17 protein-coding genes are annotated in these 22,497 nt (G+C 30.5%); 14 read left to right on the top strand and 3 right to left on the bottom strand.

Translation table 11 applies throughout. The annotated features are described in order from the left end of the window. The first annotated feature begins 14 nt into the window (after nt 1–14). The 13 genes from ruvX to FVE73_RS08125 all read left to right on the top strand — a co-directional run bounded on the left by ruvX (nt 15) and on the right by FVE73_RS08125 (nt 13,712). Nucleotides 15–431 carry a Holliday junction resolvase RuvX gene (gene ruvX / locus FVE73_RS08185; RefSeq protein WP_018498100.1) on the top strand — a complete coding sequence of 139 codons (417 nt, stop codon included), beginning with the start codon at nt 15–17 and terminating at the stop codon, nt 429–431. Between the two features lie 170 nt (nt 432–601). Then, a complete protein-coding gene (gene secD, locus FVE73_RS08180; RefSeq protein WP_018498099.1) occupies nt 602–1,819 on the top strand; it encodes a protein translocase subunit SecD in 1,218 nt (405 codons plus the stop codon). Continuing rightward, nucleotides 1,809–2,780 carry a protein translocase subunit SecF gene (gene secF / locus FVE73_RS08175; RefSeq protein ID WP_018498098.1) on the top strand — a complete coding sequence of 324 codons (972 nt, stop codon included), beginning with the start codon at nt 1,809–1,811 and terminating at the stop codon, nt 2,778–2,780. Before secD ends, secF begins: the two co-directional genes overlap by 11 nt. A 63-nt stretch (nt 2,781–2,843) precedes the next feature. Beyond that, a complete protein-coding gene (gene alr, locus FVE73_RS08170; protein WP_018498097.1) occupies nt 2,844–3,941 on the top strand; it encodes an alanine racemase in 1,098 nt (365 codons plus the stop codon). A gap of 10 nt (nt 3,942–3,951) precedes the next feature. After that, the gene (locus tag FVE73_RS08165) at nt 3,952–4,533 is read left to right on the top strand and encodes a CvpA family protein (protein ID WP_018498096.1); all 582 of its coding nucleotides are present in this window, start codon (nt 3,952–3,954) and stop codon (nt 4,531–4,533) included. Nucleotides 4,534–4,598: 65 nt separating this feature from the next. Further along, nucleotides 4,599–5,696 carry an LptF/LptG family permease gene (locus FVE73_RS08160; protein WP_018498095.1) on the top strand — a complete coding sequence of 366 codons (1,098 nt, stop codon included), beginning with the start codon at nt 4,599–4,601 and terminating at the stop codon, nt 5,694–5,696. Between the two features lie 13 nt (nt 5,697–5,709). Beyond that, nucleotides 5,710–6,786: an LptF/LptG family permease gene (locus FVE73_RS08155; protein ID WP_018498094.1), complete on the top strand. Its 1,077-nt coding sequence runs from the start codon at nt 5,710–5,712 to the stop codon at nt 6,784–6,786. A gap of 90 nt (nt 6,787–6,876) precedes the next feature. Beyond that, complete coding sequence (locus tag FVE73_RS08150) at nt 6,877–8,109, top strand: M16 family metallopeptidase (RefSeq protein WP_018498093.1); 1,233 nt, start codon at nt 6,877–6,879, stop codon at nt 8,107–8,109. A gap of 43 nt (nt 8,110–8,152) precedes the next feature. Next, entirely contained in the window at nt 8,153–9,259 is a 1,107-nt protein-coding gene (gene rodA, locus FVE73_RS08145; RefSeq protein WP_018498092.1) for a rod shape-determining protein RodA, read from the top strand. A gap of 21 nt (nt 9,260–9,280) precedes the next feature. Continuing rightward, complete coding sequence (locus FVE73_RS08140; RefSeq protein WP_018498091.1) at nt 9,281–10,252, top strand: RluA family pseudouridine synthase; 972 nt, start codon at nt 9,281–9,283, stop codon at nt 10,250–10,252. A gap of 308 nt (nt 10,253–10,560) precedes the next feature. Then, a complete protein-coding gene (gene accD, locus FVE73_RS08135) occupies nt 10,561–11,412 on the top strand; it encodes an acetyl-CoA carboxylase, carboxyltransferase subunit beta (RefSeq protein WP_018498090.1) in 852 nt (283 codons plus the stop codon). 33 nt (nt 11,413–11,445) lie between these two features. Then, entirely contained in the window at nt 11,446–12,393 is a 948-nt protein-coding gene (locus FVE73_RS08130; protein WP_018498089.1) for an acetyl-CoA carboxylase carboxyltransferase subunit alpha, read from the top strand. Between the two features lie 221 nt (nt 12,394–12,614). Continuing rightward, nucleotides 12,615–13,712 carry an RNA-guided endonuclease TnpB family protein gene (locus FVE73_RS08125; protein ID WP_146997857.1) on the top strand — a complete coding sequence of 366 codons (1,098 nt, stop codon included), beginning with the start codon at nt 12,615–12,617 and terminating at the stop codon, nt 13,710–13,712. Nucleotides 13,713–13,899: 187 nt separating this feature from the next. Here the strand turns inward: FVE73_RS08125 and FVE73_RS08120 are convergent, their stop codons facing one another. The 3 genes from FVE73_RS08120 to FVE73_RS08110 all read right to left on the bottom strand — a co-directional run bounded on the left by FVE73_RS08120 (nt 13,900) and on the right by FVE73_RS08110 (nt 15,568). Next, a complete protein-coding gene (locus tag FVE73_RS08120; RefSeq protein ID WP_018499413.1) occupies nt 13,900–14,313 on the bottom strand; it encodes a hypothetical protein in 414 nt (137 codons plus the stop codon). A gap of 53 nt (nt 14,314–14,366) precedes the next feature. Further along, nucleotides 14,367–14,720, bottom strand: a complete 354-nt coding sequence (locus tag FVE73_RS08115) for an AtpZ/AtpI family protein (RefSeq protein WP_018499414.1) — start codon at nt 14,718–14,720, stop codon at nt 14,367–14,369. Nucleotides 14,721–14,794: 74 nt separating this feature from the next. Next, a complete protein-coding gene (locus tag FVE73_RS08110) occupies nt 14,795–15,568 on the bottom strand; it encodes a class I SAM-dependent methyltransferase (RefSeq protein ID WP_018499415.1) in 774 nt (257 codons plus the stop codon). 228 nt (nt 15,569–15,796) lie between these two features. Here FVE73_RS08110 and FVE73_RS08105 point away from each other — a divergent pair, with 228 nt between their 5' ends. After that, nucleotides 15,797–22,351, top strand: a complete 6,555-nt coding sequence (locus tag FVE73_RS08105) for an autotransporter-associated N-terminal domain-containing protein (protein ID WP_146997856.1) — start codon at nt 15,797–15,799, stop codon at nt 22,349–22,351. Nucleotides 22,352–22,497 lie beyond the last annotated feature (146 nt).

The following is a 22,497-nucleotide window of genomic DNA, read 5'->3' as shown; positions in this document are numbered from 1 at the left end:
GAAATGAGAAAAAGATGAGAAAATTTATTGGACTTGATGTCGGAGATGTGAGAATTGGAGTTGCAAAATGCGATCCTTTGGGAATTCTTGCGACTGCTCTTGAAGTGATTGACAGGACGAAAATAGATCCAATTGCAAGAATAAAAGAGATTTTAGATGATGAAGGTACGAAAAAAATTGTCGTTGGAATGCCAAAAAGTCTTGATGGTTCAAAAAAACGTCAAGTTGAAAAAGTAGAAGAATTCGTGGAAGAGTTAAAAAAAGAAATAATAGGAATTCAGATTATTTTTGTGGATGAGAGATATACGACGACAGAAGCGGAACATTATTTGAAAAACTATTCTAAAAAGAACGGGAAAGAGAGAAGGAAAGTTGTGGATATGGTGGCAGCTTCGATAATTTTACAAAAATATTTGGATACATTAGCTTAAAAATTATTTAGCACTATTTCTTAAATAATAGAGTTGTTATAGATTTTATTTATCAAGAAATTAAGACAGCTTGTAAAAAAAAATCATAGAAATTAAGAGAGAAATGATTTATTAATAATAGTATATTTTAGAAAATTTTAGAAAAAAATAAAAAAAGAAAGGATGAAAAAATGCAAAATAAAAAATCACATTATATTTGGTTACTTGTAGTTATTATTGTTCCAATTGTTATTTTATCATTGAATAAAATAAAATTGGGGCTTGATTTACGAGGTGGGACATCGGTTGTATTGCAGGCACAGGGGAAAATTGAGCCTGATACAATGAGCAAAGTTAAAAGTATTATTGAAAGAAGGGTAAACAGTATTGGAGTGGCTGAACCTGTTATTCAGCTTAGTGGAAATGATAAATTGATAGTGGAGCTTGCGGGAATAAAAGATCCTCAAAAGGCTGTTGAATTAATTGGTACGACTGCAAAACTTGAGTTTAGAATAAAAAATAGGGATGGTTCTTATGGGCCTGTGCTTTTGGAAGGATCTGCCTTGAAATCTGCAGGGGTAACAAGAGATCAAATGGGAATGCCATCAGTTAGTTTTGAATTGAGTTCGCAAGGGGCAAATACCTTTGCTAAGATTACAAGAGAAAATATTGGAAAGCAACTGGCAATAATGCTGGATAATAAAGAACAGTCGGCTCCTACGATTAACAGTGAAATTAGTGGAGGAAGTGGAGTCATAACTGGAAGATTTTCAATGGAAGAAGCAAATAACCTTGCAAATCTATTAAAATCAGGAGCATTGCCTGTGGAAATCAAAATTGTTGAAAATAGAACGGTTGGTGCGACACTTGGAGTAGATTCGATAAAACAGACTGGAGTAGCAGGATTAATTGCTTTATGTGTAATTTCAGTATTTATGATTGCTATTTATAAAATACCTGGAATTGTGGCAGATATTGCGCTTCTTATAAATGGAGTTCTAGTTTTAGGATTGCTTAGTGGAGTTGGAGCGGCCTTGACACTTCCTGGAATTGCAGGATTTATCTTGACATTGGGAATGGCAGTTGACTCGAATGTAATTACTTATGAAAGAATAAAAGATGAGCTACGGTTTGGAGAATCGCTGCACGATGCAGTGGAAAAGGGTTATGAAAATGCTTTTCCTGCGATAATTGATGGAAATATAACAACGTTGCTTGTGGCGGCTGTGTTATTTTTCTTTGGAACAGGGCCAATAAAGGGATTTGCTGTAACATTGTCACTTGGTGTGGTTGCTACGGTAATTACAGGGGTATTTGTATCAAAAATATTTTTAAGATTGTTTATACAGGTGTTTAAGATAAAAAGAGAACAGTTGTTCTGGAAAGGAGCTCTAAATAATGAAGATTAATTTGAAAGTTATTAAAAATAGAAAACTTTATTTGGGAATTTCAACGGTAATGGTTTTAATTTCACTAATTTCACTATTTACTATAAAATTAAATTTAGGTGTTGACTTTAAAGGTGGAGAATTAATTCAACTGAAATACAGTAAAAAAATAGATCAAAATGCAGTAAATAGCACGTTAAACAGTCTAATTGGGAAAATTCCTCAAATGAAGGCAAAGAGAGTACAGTTTTCTGATACGGATAATACGGTTATCATAAGAACTGAGCAAATGAGCAGCACTCAAAAAGCAAAAGTAATGTCAGAGTTAAAACAAAATACTGGAAAATTTGAAGCTGTAAAAAATGAAACTGTAGGTGCGGTAATTGGTAAGGAATTGACAGCAAATGCATTTCAAGCGTTATTAATAGGAAGTATATTGATTGTTATTTATATTACAGTAAGATTTGAGTTTATTTATGCAATAGCGGGAATTGCGGCATTAATTCACGATGTTATTATTGCATTTGGAGTTATTACAATGCTTAGATATGAGATAGATACTCCATTTATTGCGGCAATTCTTACAATTTTGGGATATTCCATTAATGATACAATTGTTGTATTTGACAGAATTAGGGAAAATATTAAGAAAAACAGAGCAGGAAGAAATAAAGTTTCGATGTCATTTGGTGAAATAATAGAAAAATCTATAAATCAAGTATTTACAAGATCGATTTATACTTCATTGACTACTTTATTTTCTGTAATTGTACTTCTTATTCTTGGGGGAGATACGTTAAAGACATTTAGTATGACATTGTTTGTTGGAATGTTAGTTGGAACATATTCATCAGTATTTGTGGCAAGCCCTTTAGTTTATATTATGAAAAAAGGTAAAGATGAGCCAAAAGCCAAAGATACTGTAAAAGATTCTGGTAAAACAGTAAATGGATACGATGAAAAGGATAAAGTCTTAGTTTAGCTAATTTATTTGATAAATATAATGAAAAAAATAAAATAATAAGTTTAGAAGGTGAAATGAAAAATGCGATGCTGGGCAGAAATAAATATAAATAATTTATATAGCAATATTGATGAAATTGAAAAAATTGTGCCTAAAGAGAAAATAATAGCAGTAATAAAGGCTGATGCTTATGGGCATGGAATGTTAAAAATATGCGATGCCTTAATAAAAAAAGGAATTAAAAATTTTGCTGTGGCAACAAGTGATGAAGCACTTAAAATAAAGGAGCTCCATAATGATATTATGGTTCTGATATTGGGACCTGTGGAAAATGAATATATGGATCTCATTGCTGACAAGAAGATTTATTTTATGGTGACAGATTTTGAAGAAATAGAATTTTTGGAAAAAACTGGAACAGAAAATAGTAAAACTGTAGATGTGTTTATAAAGATAGATACAGGAATGGGACGTGTAGGATTTCAAGAAAGTGAAGTTGAACAATTAAATAAAATTCTTAAAAATGTAAAACATATTAATCCAATAGGAATCTTTTCGCATTTTTCATCATCTGACAGCGACAAAGGATATACAAAATTGCAGGAAAGAAAATTTAAAGCAATGTGTGAAAAAATATCAAGTGGGATACCATCAATACGATATAGACATCTGCACAACAGTTTTGGAATGTTAAAATTTCAAGAAAGCATACAGGATTTTGTGAGAGCAGGAATTATAATTTATGGAGGAGTTACAAATAAAGAAACTGCACCGTATAAATTTAAGCCTGTAATGTCTCTTTTTGCGAAAATAAGTTATATAAAAACATTAAAGGAAGACAGTTTTATAAGTTATGGAAATACTTATCTTGGAAAGGCTGGAAAAACTTATGCGACTGTTTCCATTGGATATGCTGATGGAGTAAGACGTGATTTATCAAATAAAGGTCATGTTTTTTACAAAGGGCATAAATGTGAAATTGTAGGACGTGTTTGTATGGATCAGCTTATGATTTTGCTTCCTGATGAATTAAAAGATATGGCTAAAAAAGGTGATGTTGTAGAATTTTTTGGTGAGAATATTAGTGTTGTGGAGGTTGCTGAGTTATGTGGCACTATTTCTTATGAAATTTTATGTGGAATAAGTCAAAGAGTGCCTAGAATTTATGTAGAAAAATAGGAGTAAAAAAATGATACTGGATATTGGATTTGTAGCCTTGTTGATAATATTTATTCTTCTTGGATATAGAAGAGGTTTTTCTCTAGAATTTTTTAATATGTTTAAGTATATTTTTATTATTTTTATAACAAATTATATTTATAAGTTTTTTTTAGATTCAGAGAGAATTAAACCGCAAAATCAATTAAAAATTTTTATTATCATTGTTGTAGTCCAATGTATTGTCTATTCTGCCATTTTGATAATTAACAAAAAATTTTTGAGAAGCATAAGAATAGAAAGATTTGATAAATTTTCTGGAATGATATTTGGGATGATAAAATTATTTTTTGTTGCAATCATTGTATATATTGTAGTAATTGCAGGATCTATAAAAAGTAAAAGCATAAAAAATGCAAGGAATAAAAGTTTTTGCATTAAGATTATGACAAAATATGCACTAAGGTTTACGGATTCTTTTCCTGGATTTATAGAAAATGATGTAAAAAGATATGTAATAAGTCAACGGGAAAAGGAAGTAATAAATGATGTTTTACATGATTATGAAAATCCAGAACCAGATAAATTTGAAAAATCAAAAGAGATTAATTAAAATAAATAAAAAAATTTATGAAAAAAATGGAATAAAAGAAAAATAAAAAAGGAAAATTGATAAAAATGAAAATAATTGACAGGTATATTTACAATTCACTCATTTTACCGTCATTGTTTGGAATCAGCATATTTACTTTTATTATGATGTTAAATGTTGTAATGGAAGTTATGGAGCGTCTATTTGCAAGCGATTTACCGTTTATATCCATAATAGACTATCTGTTTTATGCAATGCCAGGAGTTCTTGTGCAGACAATACCTATGGGAGCATTTCTTGGAGTAATGCTTGTTTATGGTGGACTTTCAGAAACAAATGAAATTGTTGCGATGGAAGGTTCTGGAATAGGACTTTTTAGAATACTTAGACCAGCATTTATTTTTGGTATAGTATTGACATTGATTGGATTAGGACTTGAAATTTATGTAAATCCTCGTGCATTGGAAAATATAAATGCTCAGACAAAACAGGTGCTTGCTTCAAAGCCTAGTTCATTGACGGAAGAAAAAGTATTTCTGGTAAATGAAGAAAAGGGATTTGGCTTTTATATTGACGAGGTAAATAATGAAGCAGCAACAGCTAAGAACTTTTTGATTATAAATAAACGTGGCGATAATCATTATCCAATAGTTTTTTTAGCTGAAAATGCAAAATTTGATCCAGGAATTATAAATTTAAGTAAAGTAAAAGGTTATGCTTTTGAAAAAGACGGCAGCAATCAAGTTTCAGCTGAGTATATGGAACAGGAGATACCTATTACTACTTTTTTTAGAGAAAATAAAAAGGAAGTGAAAAAAAGCCGTAAAGAAATGAATATAAAGGAATTGAATAAATTTTATAAGGAAAATATAAATAAACCTGGAGAAAAGGAAACGGCTTTAAAGGCACAGGTAGAAATTTACCAAAGGCTTATAGGTCCGCTGGCAAGTACGTTTTTATGCTGGCTTGGAGTGCTTCTTTCAGTTGGGCATAGAAGAAGTGGAAGAGGAATAAGTTTTGGAATAAGTTTAATTGTTATATTTGGCTATATAGGAATGGCAAGTTATGCAAAAATTATGGTACTGAAAAATAACGTACCTGCAAATATTGCAATGTGGATTCCTAATTTTGTTTTGTTTATGTTATGTATATATTTTTCAATAAAAAAATATAGAAGAAATTAACGAGAGGAGGAGTATGAATAAATTAGACAAGTATATAATTTCAAATTATATAAAAAGTTTTATTTTGGGTATGATGATGTTTTATTTGATATTTTTACTTGCAGAAAGTATTAGCTTGACAGGATGGCTTATGGATGGAAAACTTAAAGGTCACGATGCCATAAAATATCTAAGATACGGAACACCTGAAATTATAACCAATACTGCTCCTCTTGGAGTATTGCTGGGAAGTTTATTGTGTATAAGCAAAATGGCAAAACAGCTGGAAATTGCCGCAATGAAAACAAGCGGAATAAGTTTTGCAAGAATAGCATTGTTTCCTATGATTTTTTCATTTCTTGTAAGCATGGGAGTATTTTGGATAAACTACGACATGTTAGGAAAGTCAAATACTAAAAAGGAAAATTTAAAATCTCTCAAAATTGATAATAAGGAGCCTGTAAGGGCACAAAAGAAATTTGTTTTTGTAAAAATTGATAAAAGAACAGTTTTGTATAGTGAAAATGTAAATAAAAATACTGGAACAATGGAATATATTGAAATTTTTAAATTTGAAAAGGGATTTAGCAAAATTGGTAAAATATATACTTCACCATTTGCAAAAATTAATCTAAAGACAAATGTATGGACTTTTAAAAATTTGAAGGAGTATGATAGCAGAACCAATTTGACAAAACCTGCTGATACAAAAAAATTTAAGTTTATTGCAAGTATGGAAGATGTGCTGGCAAGTCCAGTAAAGGCTAAAAACTTGACAATGCCTGAATTACGTGAAAAAACAGTTTACTTTACAAGAGTTGGGGCTGATTCTTTAAATTTAAGAATAGAATTCTATTATAGAATATCTTTTGCATTGTCATCATTTGTTATGTGTTTAATTGGACTTTCATTAGGAAGTAGATATGTAAGAGGGGGAGCAGCACTGAATATTGGTTTGTCTGTAATAATAGGTTATGCCTATTATGGAATTAGTACTATTTTACGGTCAATGGCAGTTTCAGGCACAGTTCCAATTTATGCAGCTTGTTTTATTCCATTAATTGTATTTTTGGTAGTTGGGATAAAATTGTTTAGAGATTCAGAGTATTAGTATTTAATATAATATTAATTTTTTATTTAAATGTTTATTTAGTAAAAAAGATAAAAATAAATAAAATATAAAAATTCAGAGAGGATTAAGATGATAGAAAAAATAAGGACAAATACTGGAATTGAAGTTATTTTTGATAAATTAGAAAATATTTCAACTTGTTCAGTTGGCGTGTTTGTAAAAACTGGATCACGGGATGAAAGTGATACAGAGGAAGGAATTTCGCATGTTTTGGAGCATATGATTTTTAAAGGGACTCCAACTAGAAATTATTTTGAAATCTCAGATGAAATTGATTATCTTGGGGCAAATGTAAATGCACATACAACAAAGGAGGAAACAGTTTTTTATATAAATGCCTTAACACAATTTTTGGGAAAATCTGTTGATATTTTGTTTGATATTGTTACAAATTCTACAATTGACGAAAAGGAATTAGAAAAGGAAAAGGATGTAATTGTGGAAGAAATTAAAATGTATAAGGATTCGCCAGATGATTTAGTGTTTGAGATAAATTATGCAGATTGTATAAATGGACAATATGGAAAGCCAATTATTGGGACAGAAGCAAGTGTGAAGGGATTTACAGCAGAAGAAATTAGAAAATATTATATGGAAAGATACACAAAGGATAATATTTCAATTGTTGTTTCTGGAAATTTTGATAAAGATGAAATTATTCAGAAAGTAAATGAATATTTTGGAAAATTGGCTGATAAAAAAGTTGATAGATGTGAGAAAATAGATTTTTCATTTAATGCTGGTAAAAAAGTTATTTCAAAGGATATAAATCAAGTTAATATTTGTATTTCACATCAAAGTGAAGATTACAACAGTAAAAATAAAATATATACTGATATTTTATCAAATATTATAGGAGGTTCAATGAGTTCTAGACTTTTTCAGGAAATTCGTGAAAAGAAGGGGCTTGCATATTCTGTGTATACATTTAATCAGTATTATCTTTCTGGAGGTTTAACATCAACATATATTGGAACAAATATAGAAAATTATGAAAAAGCAATAGAAATAACACTTGCAGAATTTAAAAAATTATGTGAAAGTGGAGTAACAAAAGATGAACTTCAAAAGGCAAAAAATAAATATATGAGCAGACTTGCATTTTCAATGGAAAATCCACGTTCGAGAATGGGAATTTTAGGAAATTATTATATTAGAAAAAATGAGATTTTAGATACAGAAAGAATAAAAAGAGAAGTAAGTGTAGTAGATCTTACAGATGTAAATAATTTTGCAAAAACTGCATATTTAACAGAAAATATTACAGTTCTTGGAAATATTGAAAAAATAAGCAAAGAATAGTTTATGATAGTTATAAATTAAAAAATAGGGTTAGGAGAAAAAAATGTTTCAAAGTCAAAGAATAATTGAAGATCTGAAAAATAATATTTTTCGTATGGATAAAATGATTTTATCAATAGTTTATGCACTTGTGACGATTAGTACAATATTTGTGTATAGTGCAACAAGGCAAAATGGAATGGTTGTTAAGAATATCCTATGGATTGTTATAGGGACAATACTGATGTTTATTATAGCATCATTTGATTATAAACGTATAAAACTATACATCTGGCATATTTATGGAATTGGAGCAGTATTGTTGCTGCTTGTTCGTTTTGCTGGAAAAAAGACGCTTGGAGCACAGCGTTGGATTGCATTAGGTCCGTTTCAGCTGCAACCATCAGAATTTGTAAAAGTAATAATTATTTTGATTATTGCCTACTGGATTGTAGAAAAATATAAGAATGGAATAAATAATTTAAAGGATATTATTGGCTCAATTCTTCCTGCATTGCCTCTTATATTGCTTATTCTAATACAGCCTGATCTAGGAACAACATTAATAACAATTTCTGCATTTTTATTTATGATTTTTTTGTATGATGCAAACATGAAACCAATTTGGATAATAGGAATCGTAGTAATGTTATCGGTTTATCCAGTTTATAGATTCGTACTTAGCAGTTATCAGAGAGATCGGGTAGAAACATTTTTACATCCTGAAAAAGATAAAAAAGGAAGCGGATGGCACGTAATTCAGTCAAAAATTTCAGTTGGAGCAGGAGGAGTATTGGGAAAGGGAGTATTACAAGGAAGTCAAAGTAGATTGGAATTCCTTCCTGAAGCACAAACAGATTTTATTTTTTCAGTATTATCTGAAGAAATGGGCTTCTTTGGATCTACATTAGTTTTGCTTCTGTATTTTGGATTAATTTATGATATAATGAGGATCGCCCGAATTATACAGGATAGCTTTGGCCGTCTCATACTGTATGGACTGGCGGGTGTAATATTTATGCATGTAATTGTAAATGTAGGAATGACAATCGGACTTGTGCCAGTTACAGGGAAACCTTTGTTATTTATGAGTTATGGCGGAAGTTCATTTTTGGCTTCGTTTATCATAATAGGAATAGTGGAAAGTATAAAAATCCATAATAATAAATAATTTAGAAAATAGGAGAAATTTTTGGAAAAGAACGAAATCAACGTAAATTCTGAGATGGAAGGAATGCGGTTAGATAGATACTTGAGAAAGAGTTTAAAAAATGAGCCACTTAGTAGGATTTTTGGTGCAATAAGATCTGGAGATGTGAAAGTTAACGGGGAAAAAACAAAGGAAAATTATCGATTATTATTAAATGATAAAATTATAATAAAAAATCTGTCGATGGAAAATATTAAAAAGACAAAAAAAACCGAAAATAAAATAAGAAAATTTCAAATTTCTCAAAATGAGCTTGAAAAATATAAAAAAATGATTATTTTTGAAAATGAAGATTTTTTTATTGTAAATAAGGCAGAAAAAATTCCAATGCATAAGGGAACAGGGCATAAATATGGACTTGCTGAAGTTTTTAAGAAAATTTATAAAAAAGAGAATATTAATTTTGCAAATAGGCTTGATTTTGAAACATCAGGACTTGTTATTGGATGTAAGACGTTGAAATTTTTGCGATATATTTCTCAAAAGATTAGAGATAATGAAGTTCATAAAAAATATTTTGCAATTGTTCATAATAGGAAATTTAAAAAGAAAAATAAATTTTTGGAAAATAATTTTGAAGAAAATAAAAAAGACTTTAAAATTGAAAATTATTTGACAACGGCTGAAAATAGAGTCATTGTTTCTGAAAATCCTGTTTCAAGGGAATCTAAAAAAAGCATTACTTATTTTAAATATACAAATATTGATAAATTGAAAAATCAGAAGAAAATATTGGATTTACTAGGGAAAAATAAGAATATTTCGCTTTTGGATATCGAACTGATTACTGGAAGAAAGCATCAAATTAGGGCTCAGCTAGCTGATAAGGAGCTTTTTATAGTTGGAGATAAGAAGTATGGAATAAAGGATAGGAGTGACAGATTTTTTCTATGCTGTTATTTTCTTTCGTTTGATGAATATAAATTTTCGATTTTAGATAGGGTATTTTTTTAGAAATATGAATTTTTCAAATTTTATTCTAATAAAAATGATGTATTATATAATAGTATTATAACACCTGTTATTTAGGTTTAAATCAAATTATATTAATATCAAACTAAATAATATCATTTTTCATTTTAATAATGAATTATTATGTAAAGGGTTAAGATTTAATATTTTAAAGTAATAAATAGAATTTATGTTTTTTTAATGGGAGTTAACTATAAAGAATAAAGATTTGAGTAAAATAGTTATAATTTTTAAGTTTGATTTTAAAATAACTTTGTTATAAAAAATAAAATTTTTGAGAGGTGAAAAAAATGGGTTTGTTTTCAAGTAGAAAATCAAAAAAAAAGTATGTTACACTTACATCTAAATCAAAATTGACAGTGGATATTGTAGATGATAATAAGTGGAAAAAATGTAATAGATGTAATGAAATTATTTACAATGAAGATCTGAAAAATAATTTGAATGTCTGTCCAAAATGTGGAAATTATTTTAGGCTTACAGCATTTGAAAGAATTGAACTTTTGATTGATGAAGGAACTTTTATGGAAGAGGATATGACGCTTAATTCTAAAAATGTATTAAATTTTCCAGGATATGAGGAAAAGCTGGAAGTTTCACGTGAAAGAAGCCGTATGTTAGATGGAGTTATAAGTGGAACTGGGAAGATTAATGGAATAGAAGTTAGCATCGCGGCAATGGAATTTAGCTTTATGGGTGGAAGTATGGGTTCTGTTGTTGGAGAAAGAATTACAAGAGCATTGGAACGTGGACTTAAAAAGAAAATACCTGTTGTGGTAGTTTCAAGTTCTGGGGGTGCTAGAATGCAGGAGGGAATTTTGTCACTTATGCAAATGGCGAAAACTTCAGGAGCAGTAAAAAAATTAAATGATGCGGGAATTCCATTCATTTCTGTACCTGTTGATCCTACTACTGGTGGAGTTACAGCTTCATTTGCAATGCTTGGAGATGTGATTATAACAGAGCCAAATGCTTTCATCGCTTTTGCAGGACCTAGAGTTATTGAGCAAACGGTAAACCAAAAATTGCCGAAAGGATTTCAAAGGGCAGAATTTTTGTTGGAACATGGAATGGTTGATATAATTTCAGAAAGAAAAGACTTGAAAACAACAATTTACAGAGTATTGGAAAAATTAGTGTAAATTTAAAAATTTTTCAAATGAAAGGATAAAATGATGAGTATAAAAGATGAAATTAAGGAATTAGAAGAAGCAATATCAGAATTAAAGGCATTTTCAGCTGAAAAAAACATTGATTTTTCTGCTCAGATCACAGAACTTGAAAAAAAACTGGAAGATAAATATAAGGATTTTGAGGAAAATGAAATGGATGCATGGAATAGAATTCAAATCTCAAGAAATCCCCAAAGACCGTATACTTTAGATTATATAAATGAACTGACACAGGATTTTGTAGAACTTCATGGAGACAGATTATCAAAGGATGACCATGCAATTGTTGGTGGACTTGCAATGATTGATGGCTATAAAATAATGGTAATTGGGCATCAAAAGGGTAGAGATATTGATTCAAATCTTTACAGAAATTTTGGTATGGCAAGTCCTGAAGGATATAGAAAGGCTCTAAGATTAATGAGAATGGCCGAACGTTTTAAATTACCAATTTTGACATTAATTGACACGGCTGGAGCGTATCCTGGAATAGAAGCTGAAGAAAAGGGACAAGGTGAAGCTATTGCCAAAAATCTGGCAGAAATGTTTGGACTGCGTGTGCCGATTGTGTCGGTTGTAATTGGTGAAGGTGGAAGTGGAGGAGCATTGGGAATTGGAGTGGCTGATTCTATCTTGATGCTTGAAAATAGTGTGTATTCAGTTATTTCTCCTGAAGGATGTGCTTCAATTTTGTTTAATGACTCGACAAAAGCACCAGAAGCTGCAAGAAGTTTAAAAATGGATGCAATTAGTTTAAAAAGTTTAGGAATTATAGATGGAATTATAAAAGAGCCGTTGGGAGGAGCACATAGAAACTTTGAAGAAATGGCTCAAAACTTGAAGGCTGCAGTTGTAGAGGAATTTAAGAGAATTGATAAATATTCGTTACGTGAATTATTGAAAAAGAGATATGAAAAATATAGAAGAATTGGAGATTTTTTTGAAGAGTAATTCTGATAATATTTTAGTGGATTTATTATTTAACAAAAAGATAGCAAGAAGTCTCCGACTTCTACAAGTGGGAGATCAATTGCTTTTTTTGTAAAAAAATTGAAAAAAGGATATATCCATGATACAATTTTTGTATAAAATATCGAAGAGAAATCACTAATGATAAATTTCTAAAGAAATAATTAAAAATAATATTCAAAATCAAAAGGAGGTGTAATTTTATGAAATATAATTTAGCATTCAAATACAGAATTTATCCAAATAAAGAGCAGGAATTGTTGATAAACAAGACTTTTGGATGTGTTCGTTTTGTTTACAATACAATTTTGTATACTGCGAATAAAATTTATGAAGAAACTGGGAAAAATAAAATAATTACACCTGCCAGTTTGAAGAAGGAAAATCAATTTTTGAAAGAAGTAGACAGCTTGGCGCTTGCAAATGCTCAATTACATGTAAAACGATCGTTTATGAATTTTTTTCAGAAGAGAGCAAAGTTTCCAAGATTCAAATCTAAAAAGAATAATGTTAAAAGTTACACGACAAATTGTGTGAATAATTCGATACGAATTGAAGAAAACAAATATTTGATTTTGCCAAAATTGAAAAGAGTAAAATTAAAATATCATAGAGAAATACCGAAGGATTACAAGATAAAGTCAGTAACATTGACAAACTGTAATGGAAATTACTATGTTTCTGTTTTGATGGAATTTAAAAAAGAAATTCAAAGAATGCCAAATAGTGATAAAGTAATTGGACTTGATTTTTCAATGTCTGAATTATTTGTCAGTTCTGAAAATCAAAGGGCTGATTATCCAAAATATTTTAGGATGCTGGAGAAAAAATTGAAAAAATTACAAAAATCATTATCAAGAAAAGTGAAATTTTCTAAAAATTGGTATAAGCAAAAAGCGAAAATATCAAAATTGCATGAATATATCAAAGATTGTCGAAGGGATTTTTTGCATAAATTATCGAAAAAATTGTCTGAAGTGTATAATGCTGTGGTTGTCGAGGATTTAAATATGAAAGGGATGAGCCAGGCATTAAATTTTGGGAAAAGTGTAGGAGATAATGGATTGGGAATGTTCTTGAGGATGCTTGAGTATAAACTGATGTTTTTGGGAAAGCAATTTTTGAAGATAGATAAGTGGTTTCCGTCATCGAAAACTTGTAGTAGATGTGGAAATGTTAAAGAGGAACTGAAATTATCAGAAAGAAGTTATAAATGTGAGTGCTGTGGGATTGAAATTGATAGAGATTACAATGCGGCACTGAATATAAAAGACATTGGAAAATTGATGTTGGAATATTAGGAAAATAAAAGAAGACAGGGTAGGAACTACTCGAAGAGCTTGGTAAATATATTTGGCTAGCAAAAGCAGATACTTCCCAAGAAGCTCCCGCTTTTAAAAGCGGGAGTAGTTCACCAAGGAGCTTATTGTTTAGTAAAAAGTCTTATTATATTTATTAAGAAGTCTTATTTATATATTTGGCAAGGGGTTAAGACCCCTTGTTTTTATTTTTTAAAAGAAACTTTTTTCCAAAATGAGATAAAAAATACGAAAACTTAAAGTTCAAAACACCAATTCCAGTTGCTAAAATATTTGTTAAAACGTGATTTGGAAAATATTTCTGACTGATTTTTCCAACAATAAACATTCCAAGGCAGAATATCGCCATCCGTTTAAAATATTCTAAATTTCCTCTTAATTTAGGTTTGTCTTGAAAAAATAAGATTTTTTCCACACCATTTATAAGTAAATTTATATTTATTGTTGAAATTATTGCTCCGACTAAATATCCAAAATAAAGTTCAACACAGTTAAAAAATATTCCTAAAAGAGGGAAAAATATCATAGTAAAAATTGAGATAATGTATGCACTTTTTATATTTTTAGGCATTTTTTCCAGCATTTCTATATTTCCTTTCTTCCTTGTTGTTTTTTAACTTCATGAAAAAATAAAAATTATTTTATATTATTTATTTGCTTTATAAGTGACCAATAGCCTGAGATAGCTCCTAAAATAAGAAAAATAATCAAGACAATTGGCTGGTCTGTTTTAAATAAATATTTTTTTAAAAATAAATAAAATCCTAGCATAATTAAAATTGGCAGGGCAAGAATATAAACCATATTTGTTGCAAGGGCAAAGTATTTCATAATTTTATTATTTCTTTTATTTTTTACTGCCTTATCGTTATTATGTCTTCCAAGTTTTTTTTCTATTTCAAAAAGTCTTTGTTTTCTTTTTTCTTCTTCTTTTATTCTTTCTTCCTCTGTTAAATCATTTTTTTTGTTTTCTTCATTTTCTTTTTTCATAAGTTACCTTCTTTTTCGTTTTTTAATTAAATAATTGTTATCAATAAATATTTTTTATAATTCAGATTGGATAATTATAATTTTTTCAAGATAAAAAATATTCGGCTTTCTCCAAATTCAGGATTTGAGGCGGTATCGAATATTTCAAAGCCTTTATTTTGGACGGTTTTTATAATCCATTCTGGATCAAAAATAAATTTATTCTGAATTTCATTGTATTTTCTGAATAGATTGTCATTTTCATTTTCACGGATGAATAAATCTATTTCTATCAGATGCTTTTTTTTGGATAATTGCTCGTGCCGCCAGATGCTTGTATATTCTGGTTCTTCATCTAGGAAGATGTCATTCTCAAATATTTCTGTAAAAATATCTTCAGTTACAGCGTCAAAAATTAAATATCCATCTTTTTTTAAATTTTTATTACATTTTTCGATAAATTTCAAAAATTCCTTTTCATTTTTCAAATAATTTACTGTATCAAAATTACAGACAATATAATCAACTTGGCATAAATTGTTATTTTTATTATTTTCAAAATCTACTGTATTTTCAAAATTTATAATATTTTCCTTGATAAGTCTATACCTATCTTTTGAAAATTTTTCTCCGATTATTTTTGGATCATTTAATTTTTTCTCTGCAACTTCCAGCATTTTTTCAGATAAGTCCACTCCAACAACAGAAAATCCATCTTTAAGAAATCGTAAGACAAATTCTCCAGTTCCACATCCTAAATCTAGAACAGTTCCTTTTGTTTTTATAAATCTCTTTAAAAAATTATACCAACCATCGTAATCTACATATTTCATAAAAATATCATAAATTTCCGCAAATTGCTTGTGCATAGATCCGCTCCATTCTATTTTATATAGTTTTTTCTATATATTATAAATTTCTCTTATATTATACTGTAAATATTGTAATTTTACAAGTTTATAATTTTGGATGGAGATAATAATTAAAGAAAATTTCTGAAAAAAATATATAAAAATTATTTGAAAATACTTTTTTTTGTGATATAATAAACATTGGATAGGATTTATATTAGTTCTAAAAAATAGAGGAGTGTGACAATGACTAAAAATTTATCTAGAATAAAAAAAGAACTAAAATCTTTTGCAAAAAGAGTAAAAGATTTTAAATATACAGACAAACTGTTAATTATGTTCCTGTTGACAGGTACAATAGGAATAGAAAATAATCTGTTTTCCGCACAAACAACCGATACCGCAATTGAAAATCAAATAAAGCAGATAAACACTTCAGTTCATAATTTTGAACAAAACTTAAAAAAAACTAAAGATAAAAACAATAAATCAATAAAACAATCAAATCTTGAATTAATTCAATTAATGGAACAGGGAGATCATGTTATAAAAAGCACTTGGAGTAACTGGCAATATGGAGTTAATGAATTTTATAATAACTGGGACGGAACTTATAAAGGAAAAGGAGACAAATCTAAAAAGTATCCTTATGAAGGAATTTTTGAAAGGGATTCAAATGAGTTTAACAGATACATATCTCCAGAAAGTTTATTTTATGGATATTTACCCAAATTAACAAATTCTAAATATGCTTCAACAAATTTGAGAACTGGTATAATATCAGAATATGGGATAGCAAGTTATAAAGATGCAAAAGAACCAATTGTTACTGTTGAACTTACAGCTGGGATAAAACCGAAGGCAATAAGCAGGGCTCCTTTAAGTTTACAGCCGAAAGTAGTAAATACACCAGAGTTTCCAGAAGTAGTTAGATTTTCGGCAATAAATCCAAATATAAATATTCCAAGTAATCCATCTTTACCATCAGCACCTGTCTTTCAATTGTTTTTAGGTCCAGATTCTAATGTGGGAACGTCACCTCTCGTTGGAGGAACAACTTTTGTTAATCGACTTACAGATACTAATTTTTTAGCAACTGATAATAGGAGTAAACAGAATATTAGAACACAGTTGCGTTATACATTAGACAGTAATTATACAGGACAACTAGGTTTTCCAACATCATTGATAACAGTGGCATTCAAATTATGGATGGATGATGGTGGTGCATTTGGAATGTACGAAGTTGAAAGTGATTCAAATGGAAAAACAAAAAGGGGCACTTGGCATGGAGGCGGTGGAGCGCCACCTTATGAATACAATGCTAATAATTATATAAATCCATTTAATAATTTGCCCAACAAAATTTATTTTAATTCTTATAATTTTTCTTATAATGGAGGAAATAATGAGTATAGTGGTCCAATAGGAGATTCGACAGTAGGTGGAAATACACAAAATTATAATAATCAACGTTTTTTAGTAGGAGGTTCACGATTTATTGAGATTGATAATAAAGGAAAAGCTTCTATAGATGGTTGTGTAGATAATTGCCCTGCTGTTGCTAATGTTACTTTGCCAGCAAATAAGACTCTTTATTTAAGCGGACCTTTAACTTTAGGAATGGTTTCTCAAGAAAATGGAGTAATATTCAGAAATAATGGAAAAATTACAGATGAAGGAGAAAATCAGGAACAATTTGCAATAGATACCCCAGATAATTTAGTACTTAATGTTCCTTCTCCTACTCCAGCAACAGGAACATTGACAATAAAGAAAAGTGAAGAGGGGTATTTAGGATACAAAGTTGGAATAGCACAGGTTTCAGAAAATTCAACACAAAATGTTACAGAAATAGGAAATGTACAACCAATGTATAATAATGGGACTATTGATTTTAAGGGACCAAATTCAATAGGTATGTATGTTTATTTGTATAGGACTAATGGAACAAGTACTGGGCAAGGAAGAAATGCGGCTCCAATAGGAACTTTTGCTCAACTACATAATAATGGAACAATATCGCTATCTGGAAAAGAAAGTTATGGAATGAAAGTTGCAGCTTATTCTTCAAATCAAGCCTTAATGATAAATGAAGCTAGCGGAACTATTTTATTAACAACAAATGGGAAAGATAAGGCTAATAATTCTGTAGGTATGGCAATTATGAAAGATAACACAATAAATGATACTGGAAAAGCAACTTTCCCTATTGATAGAACAATCAATAAAGGAATAATCGCTCTTAATGGTGTAGAGAATTCTGTTGGAACTTATGTAAATATTGCAAGTAATATTATTAATGATACAGATGGAAAAATTAAAATAGATTCCGAAATAGCCAAAGTAACATCAGGAAATCAAGTGGTAAATATTGGTATGCGTTCTGATATGGATGCAGCTACTCAAGCGGCTTCAACAGCAAAAGTTGATAATAGAGGAATAATAGAATTAAATGGGTCTTACGGAATTGGTATGCTTACTGATGGATCAAAACTTGTTAATAGTGGTTCTATAATTACAAAAGCAAATGGTAATGAAAAACATGGTATTGGTATCGTTGGAATTAATCAAGCAGTTATTGAAAATAGAGGTATTATACAAATAAAAGGTTCAGGAGATACAGAGAATATAGGTGTATTCTTAAGTGATCGTTCAACAGGAAGTACAGGAACTGTTGGAAGTACGACACCATTAGTGGAAGTAACAGGAAATAAATCAACAGGAGTTCTTATAACAAATAAAAGTAACCACACAATGGCTGGAAATATAAAAGTTTCTGGAGACAATGTTACAGGTGCAGTTGCAAATGATAAATCAACTATAACTCTAAATGGAACAGGAACAATAACAGTTGACAATAATGGAAATGTTTCTAATCCAATAAACGGAAAAGGTTCTTACGGTATTATTGTAAATGATGCAGATTCTAAATTTAATGGAACAAATACAACTGTAAATGCAAAAATTACAACTGATAAATCTATAGGACTTTATTCAAAAGGGGAACTAACTGTAGGAAGTGCCAATGTAACTGCAACAGATGGGGCAATAAACTTTTTGGCTTCTGAAGGTGGAGATATAAAAATAAACGGAGGAAACAGTATCACTGGACAAAAGTCATTGCTATTCTATACTTCTGACAATGGTGCAAATAAAGGAACGATTACATTCGGAGGTCCAACAACAGCAACAATAAAAGGCGGTACAACACCAAGCACAAGAGGTACGGCATTTTATTACAATTCGACAGGTTCAGGTTATGGAATATTTGATGCAGCTGGTATAAAAAATTATTTTGATAACACATTTGGAACAGGAGGTTCAGGTAGCAGTACATTAAATCATCTAACATTAAATATGGAAGAAGGTTCAAGACTCTTCATAGCTTCAAACGTAGAAACAGATTTATCAGTAGCAAATGCTCTGACTTCGTCAATATCAAGTATCGGAACAAATACTCCTACGATAAATCCTTTAGGAAACTATAAGACATTTATGCTTTATTTGAGTAAACTGAATATTGATCAGAATGTAAACTTGGATAATGTAACTGATCCATTCAATCAGCTTGAAGTATCCAATTCATCTATGAAAAATATAAAAACAATGATTGGCTCTCAAATAAAACAAGTTGGAATGGCACAGGAAAATGTAGTCAATGACATAACAAAAGTTACTTTGGAAAATGCAGCTGGAGCAGAAATTGCACTTTCAGGAGATCAGTCAACTGGAATGTATGCAAAAAGAGGAATAATAAAAAATAGCGGAAAAATAAATGTTGGAAAGGATTCAACAGGAATTTACCTTGTAGAAGATAATGGAGCTGTTGGGGTACAAGGAGCAACTGTAACTAATGAATCTACGGGATTAATAAAGATTGGTGAAAATTCAACAGGAATTTATTATAAAGCTGAAGGAACAGGAGCAAATACTGGAAGTAATGGAGGAGTAATAAATAATGGTAAAATAGAAAGTTCATCAAACAATGTTATCGGTATGACTTTTGAAAATCCTATAAGCGGAACCAATCGAGTATTAAAAAATACTGCAAGCGGAGTCATATATTTACAAGGTGATAAGTCTACAGGAATGTATGCGACAGGAACAGGAGTATACACAGCAGTAAATGATGGTGGAACAATAAAATTAGGAAATTCTTCCAATGCAGACAGTCCCAATGCAGGAATGTTTACAGATAAGCCATTTATAACGCTGGAAAACAAGGGAACTATTGATGGAGGAAATAAAGCCGTAGGAATTTATGGATATAACATAAATGTAGATTCTGGTTCTTTAACTAAAATAGGAACGGGAGGAACAGCAATATATTCTAAAGGCGGAAATATAAATATAAATGGTGGAACAATAACAGCAGGAGCAGATAATGCAGTGGGAATTTATTATACAGGTAACGGCGGAACAATTACAAATAATGCCACTGTAATGAACATAGGAGATAATTCATTTGGATTTGTAATAAAAAATGATGTATTATCTGGTGGAAATACACTACATAGTAATACATCAAACGTAAATGTTGGAAGCAATACTGTATATATTTATTCAAATGATAAATCAGGACATATAAATAACAATACAAACTTAACTTCTACAGGAAATGAAAATTATGGAATATATTCAGCAGGAAGTGTAACCAATACAGGAAATATAAGTTTCTTATCTGGTATAGGAAACGTAGGAATTTACAGTTCAAATGGTGGAACTGCAACAAATAATGGGGTTATATCAATTGGAGCTTCTGATATTTCTCCAGAAAACTTAGATGATAGAAGATATGCACTTGGTATGGCAGCAGGATATAAAACATCAGATACAGGAACTATTATAAACAACGGTACGATAAATGTAAATGGAAATGACAGCATTGGTATGTACGCAACAGGAGAAGGTTCAATAGCTAGAAATAATGTAGGTGCAACAATTAATCTTGGAGCTGATGGAGCGATTGGAATGTATCTTGATGAAAAGGCAAAAGGGTATAATGACGGTGTAATACAGACAACACCAGGAACGAAACCAAATGTAGCAATAGGAGTAGTTGTAAGAAAGGGAGCAACACTTTATAATACAGGAACAATACATATTGTTTCAGATGGTGGAATAGCAATGTTTAATGCAAGAGGAGGTATAATTCATAATACGGGAACAATTATATTGGGAACAAGTGGAGCTGCTGAAAACAGGGAAAGAGAAACAGGAACACCAGGTTCAGACACATCAAAAGAAGCTGGTGCAATAAAGATAAGAGCACCAAAAGGCGCTGCAGAAGCTACCATAACAGTAAATGGAATACCAGTAACACCTGAGGCTGTAACATTGACTGTAGGTGAAAGAGATATGCTGACATCATCACTTGGAATGTATATTGATACTTTAAGGGGAACAAATCCAATAAAAGGATTATCAACAGTAACTGATTCTGCAGATTTAATCATTGGAACAGAAGCGACAAAAGTTTCAAATAGCAAATATATAAAAGTAAGTGATGAAATATTAAAACCTTATAATGACACTATAGATCAGAGTGGAATAACAAATTGGAATATTTACTCAGGTTCATTGACATGGATGGCAACAGCAACATTAGGAGGTCCTTCAGGCTATATAAATAATTTATACTTAGCTAAAAGACCGTATACAGAATTTGCAGGAAATGAGATGACTCCTGTAAATTCATTAGATACATACAATTTCTTGGATGGATTGGAACAAAGATATGGTATAGAAAGTTTAGATTCAAGAGAAAAACAACTATTTTTGAAATTGAATAACATAGGTAAAAACGAAGAAATTCTATTCTATCAAGCAACAGACGAAATGATGGGACATCAGTATGGAAACCTTCAACAAAGAATCAATGCAACTGGAGGCTTGCTTGACAAAGAGTTCAAGTACTTGAAACACGACTGGAGAAATCCATCTAAGCAAAACAACAAGATTAAGGTATTCGACATGAGGGACGAGTACAATACTGATACGGCTGGAATCATTAACTATACAAGCAACGCCTACGGTGTAGCCTATGTTCATGAAGATGAGAAAGTGAAGATGGGCAACTCAAGCGGATGGTATGCAGGAGCTGTAACAAACAGATTCAAGTTCAAGGATATTGGAAAATCTAAAGAAAACCAGACAATACTTAAAGCAGGAGTGTTCAAGACAATGTCGCCTAAGAAGGACTACAACGGGGCATTGCAATGGACAATCGGCGGAGATGTATTTGTAGGTATTAACGACATGAAACGTAGATACCTGGTTGTAGACGATGTATTCCAGGCAAAATCTGACTACCATTCTTATGGAGCGGCTCTAAAAACTGATCTGGGATATGATGTAAGACTGGGCGAAAGAACACATTTCCGTCCTTATGGAGCCTTGAAGATGGAATACGGGAGATTTAACAGCATCAAGGAAGACAGAGGGGAAATGAGACTGGAAGTAAAAGGAAACGACTACTTCTCAGTAAAACCTGAAGTTGGAATGGAATTCAAATATGTTCAGCCGTTAGCAGTAAGAACAAACTTGACAGTGGGACTTACAGCAGCCTATGAGAATGAACTAGGAAAAGTTGGAGATGTAAACAACAAGGCAAGAGTAAGATATACAACAGCAGACTGGTTTGGAATCAGAGGAGAAAAGGAAGATAGAAAAGGAAATGGTAAGTTTGACCTGAATGTCGGCGTTGACAACACAAGATTTGGAGTTACAGTAAATGCAGGATATGACACTAAGGGAAATAACGTTAGAGGTGGAATTGGGGTTAGATTAATTTATTAATTTTTGTCACTAAAATTTAATGTAATTGTTTAGCAAGGAGTTTTGACTCCTTGTTTTATTTTGAATATCAGGGTAATTAAAATTAATAAGTGCCACTATGGCACTCAAAAAAAGATGCTTGAAAGATGTTTTAATAGACATAAAAA

This window comes from Leptotrichia wadei (assembly GCF_007990545.2).
Lineage (GTDB): Bacteria > Fusobacteriota > Fusobacteriia > Fusobacteriales > Leptotrichiaceae > Leptotrichia > Leptotrichia wadei.
This window is presented reverse-complemented; position numbering and strand designations above follow the sequence as displayed.

Excerpts from the sequence above, each read along its gene's own strand:
- secD (WP_018498099.1), top strand. The coding sequence starts at position 602 with ATGCAAAATAAAAAATCACATTATATTTGGTTACTTGTAGTTATTATT.
- FVE73_RS08130 (WP_018498089.1), top strand. The coding sequence starts at position 11,446 with ATGAGTATAAAAGATGAAATTAAGGAATTAGAAGAAGCAATATCAGAA.
- rodA (WP_018498092.1), top strand. The coding sequence starts at position 8,153 with ATGTTTCAAAGTCAAAGAATAATTGAAGATCTGAAAAATAATATTTTT.
- FVE73_RS08115 (WP_018499414.1), bottom strand. The coding sequence starts at position 14,720 with ATGAAAAAAGAAAATGAAGAAAACAAAAAAAATGATTTAACAGAGGAA.
- FVE73_RS08160 (WP_018498095.1), top strand. The coding sequence starts at position 4,599 with ATGAAAATAATTGACAGGTATATTTACAATTCACTCATTTTACCGTCA.
- FVE73_RS08110 (WP_018499415.1), bottom strand. The coding sequence starts at position 15,568 with ATGCACAAGCAATTTGCGGAAATTTATGATATTTTTATGAAATATGTA.
- ruvX (WP_018498100.1), top strand. The coding sequence starts at position 15 with ATGAGAAAATTTATTGGACTTGATGTCGGAGATGTGAGAATTGGAGTT.
- FVE73_RS08105 (WP_146997856.1), top strand. The coding sequence starts at position 15,797 with ATGACTAAAAATTTATCTAGAATAAAAAAAGAACTAAAATCTTTTGCA.
- alr (WP_018498097.1), top strand. The coding sequence starts at position 2,844 with ATGCGATGCTGGGCAGAAATAAATATAAATAATTTATATAGCAATATT.
- FVE73_RS08155 (WP_018498094.1), top strand. The coding sequence starts at position 5,710 with ATGAATAAATTAGACAAGTATATAATTTCAAATTATATAAAAAGTTTT.
- FVE73_RS08125 (WP_146997857.1), top strand. The coding sequence starts at position 12,615 with ATGAAATATAATTTAGCATTCAAATACAGAATTTATCCAAATAAAGAG.
- FVE73_RS08150 (WP_018498093.1), top strand. The coding sequence starts at position 6,877 with ATGATAGAAAAAATAAGGACAAATACTGGAATTGAAGTTATTTTTGAT.
- accD (WP_018498090.1), top strand. The coding sequence starts at position 10,561 with ATGGGTTTGTTTTCAAGTAGAAAATCAAAAAAAAAGTATGTTACACTT.
- FVE73_RS08120 (WP_018499413.1), bottom strand. The coding sequence starts at position 14,313 with ATGCTGGAAAAAATGCCTAAAAATATAAAAAGTGCATACATTATCTCA.
- secF (WP_018498098.1), top strand. The coding sequence starts at position 1,809 with ATGAAGATTAATTTGAAAGTTATTAAAAATAGAAAACTTTATTTGGGA.
- FVE73_RS08165 (WP_018498096.1), top strand. The coding sequence starts at position 3,952 with ATGATACTGGATATTGGATTTGTAGCCTTGTTGATAATATTTATTCTT.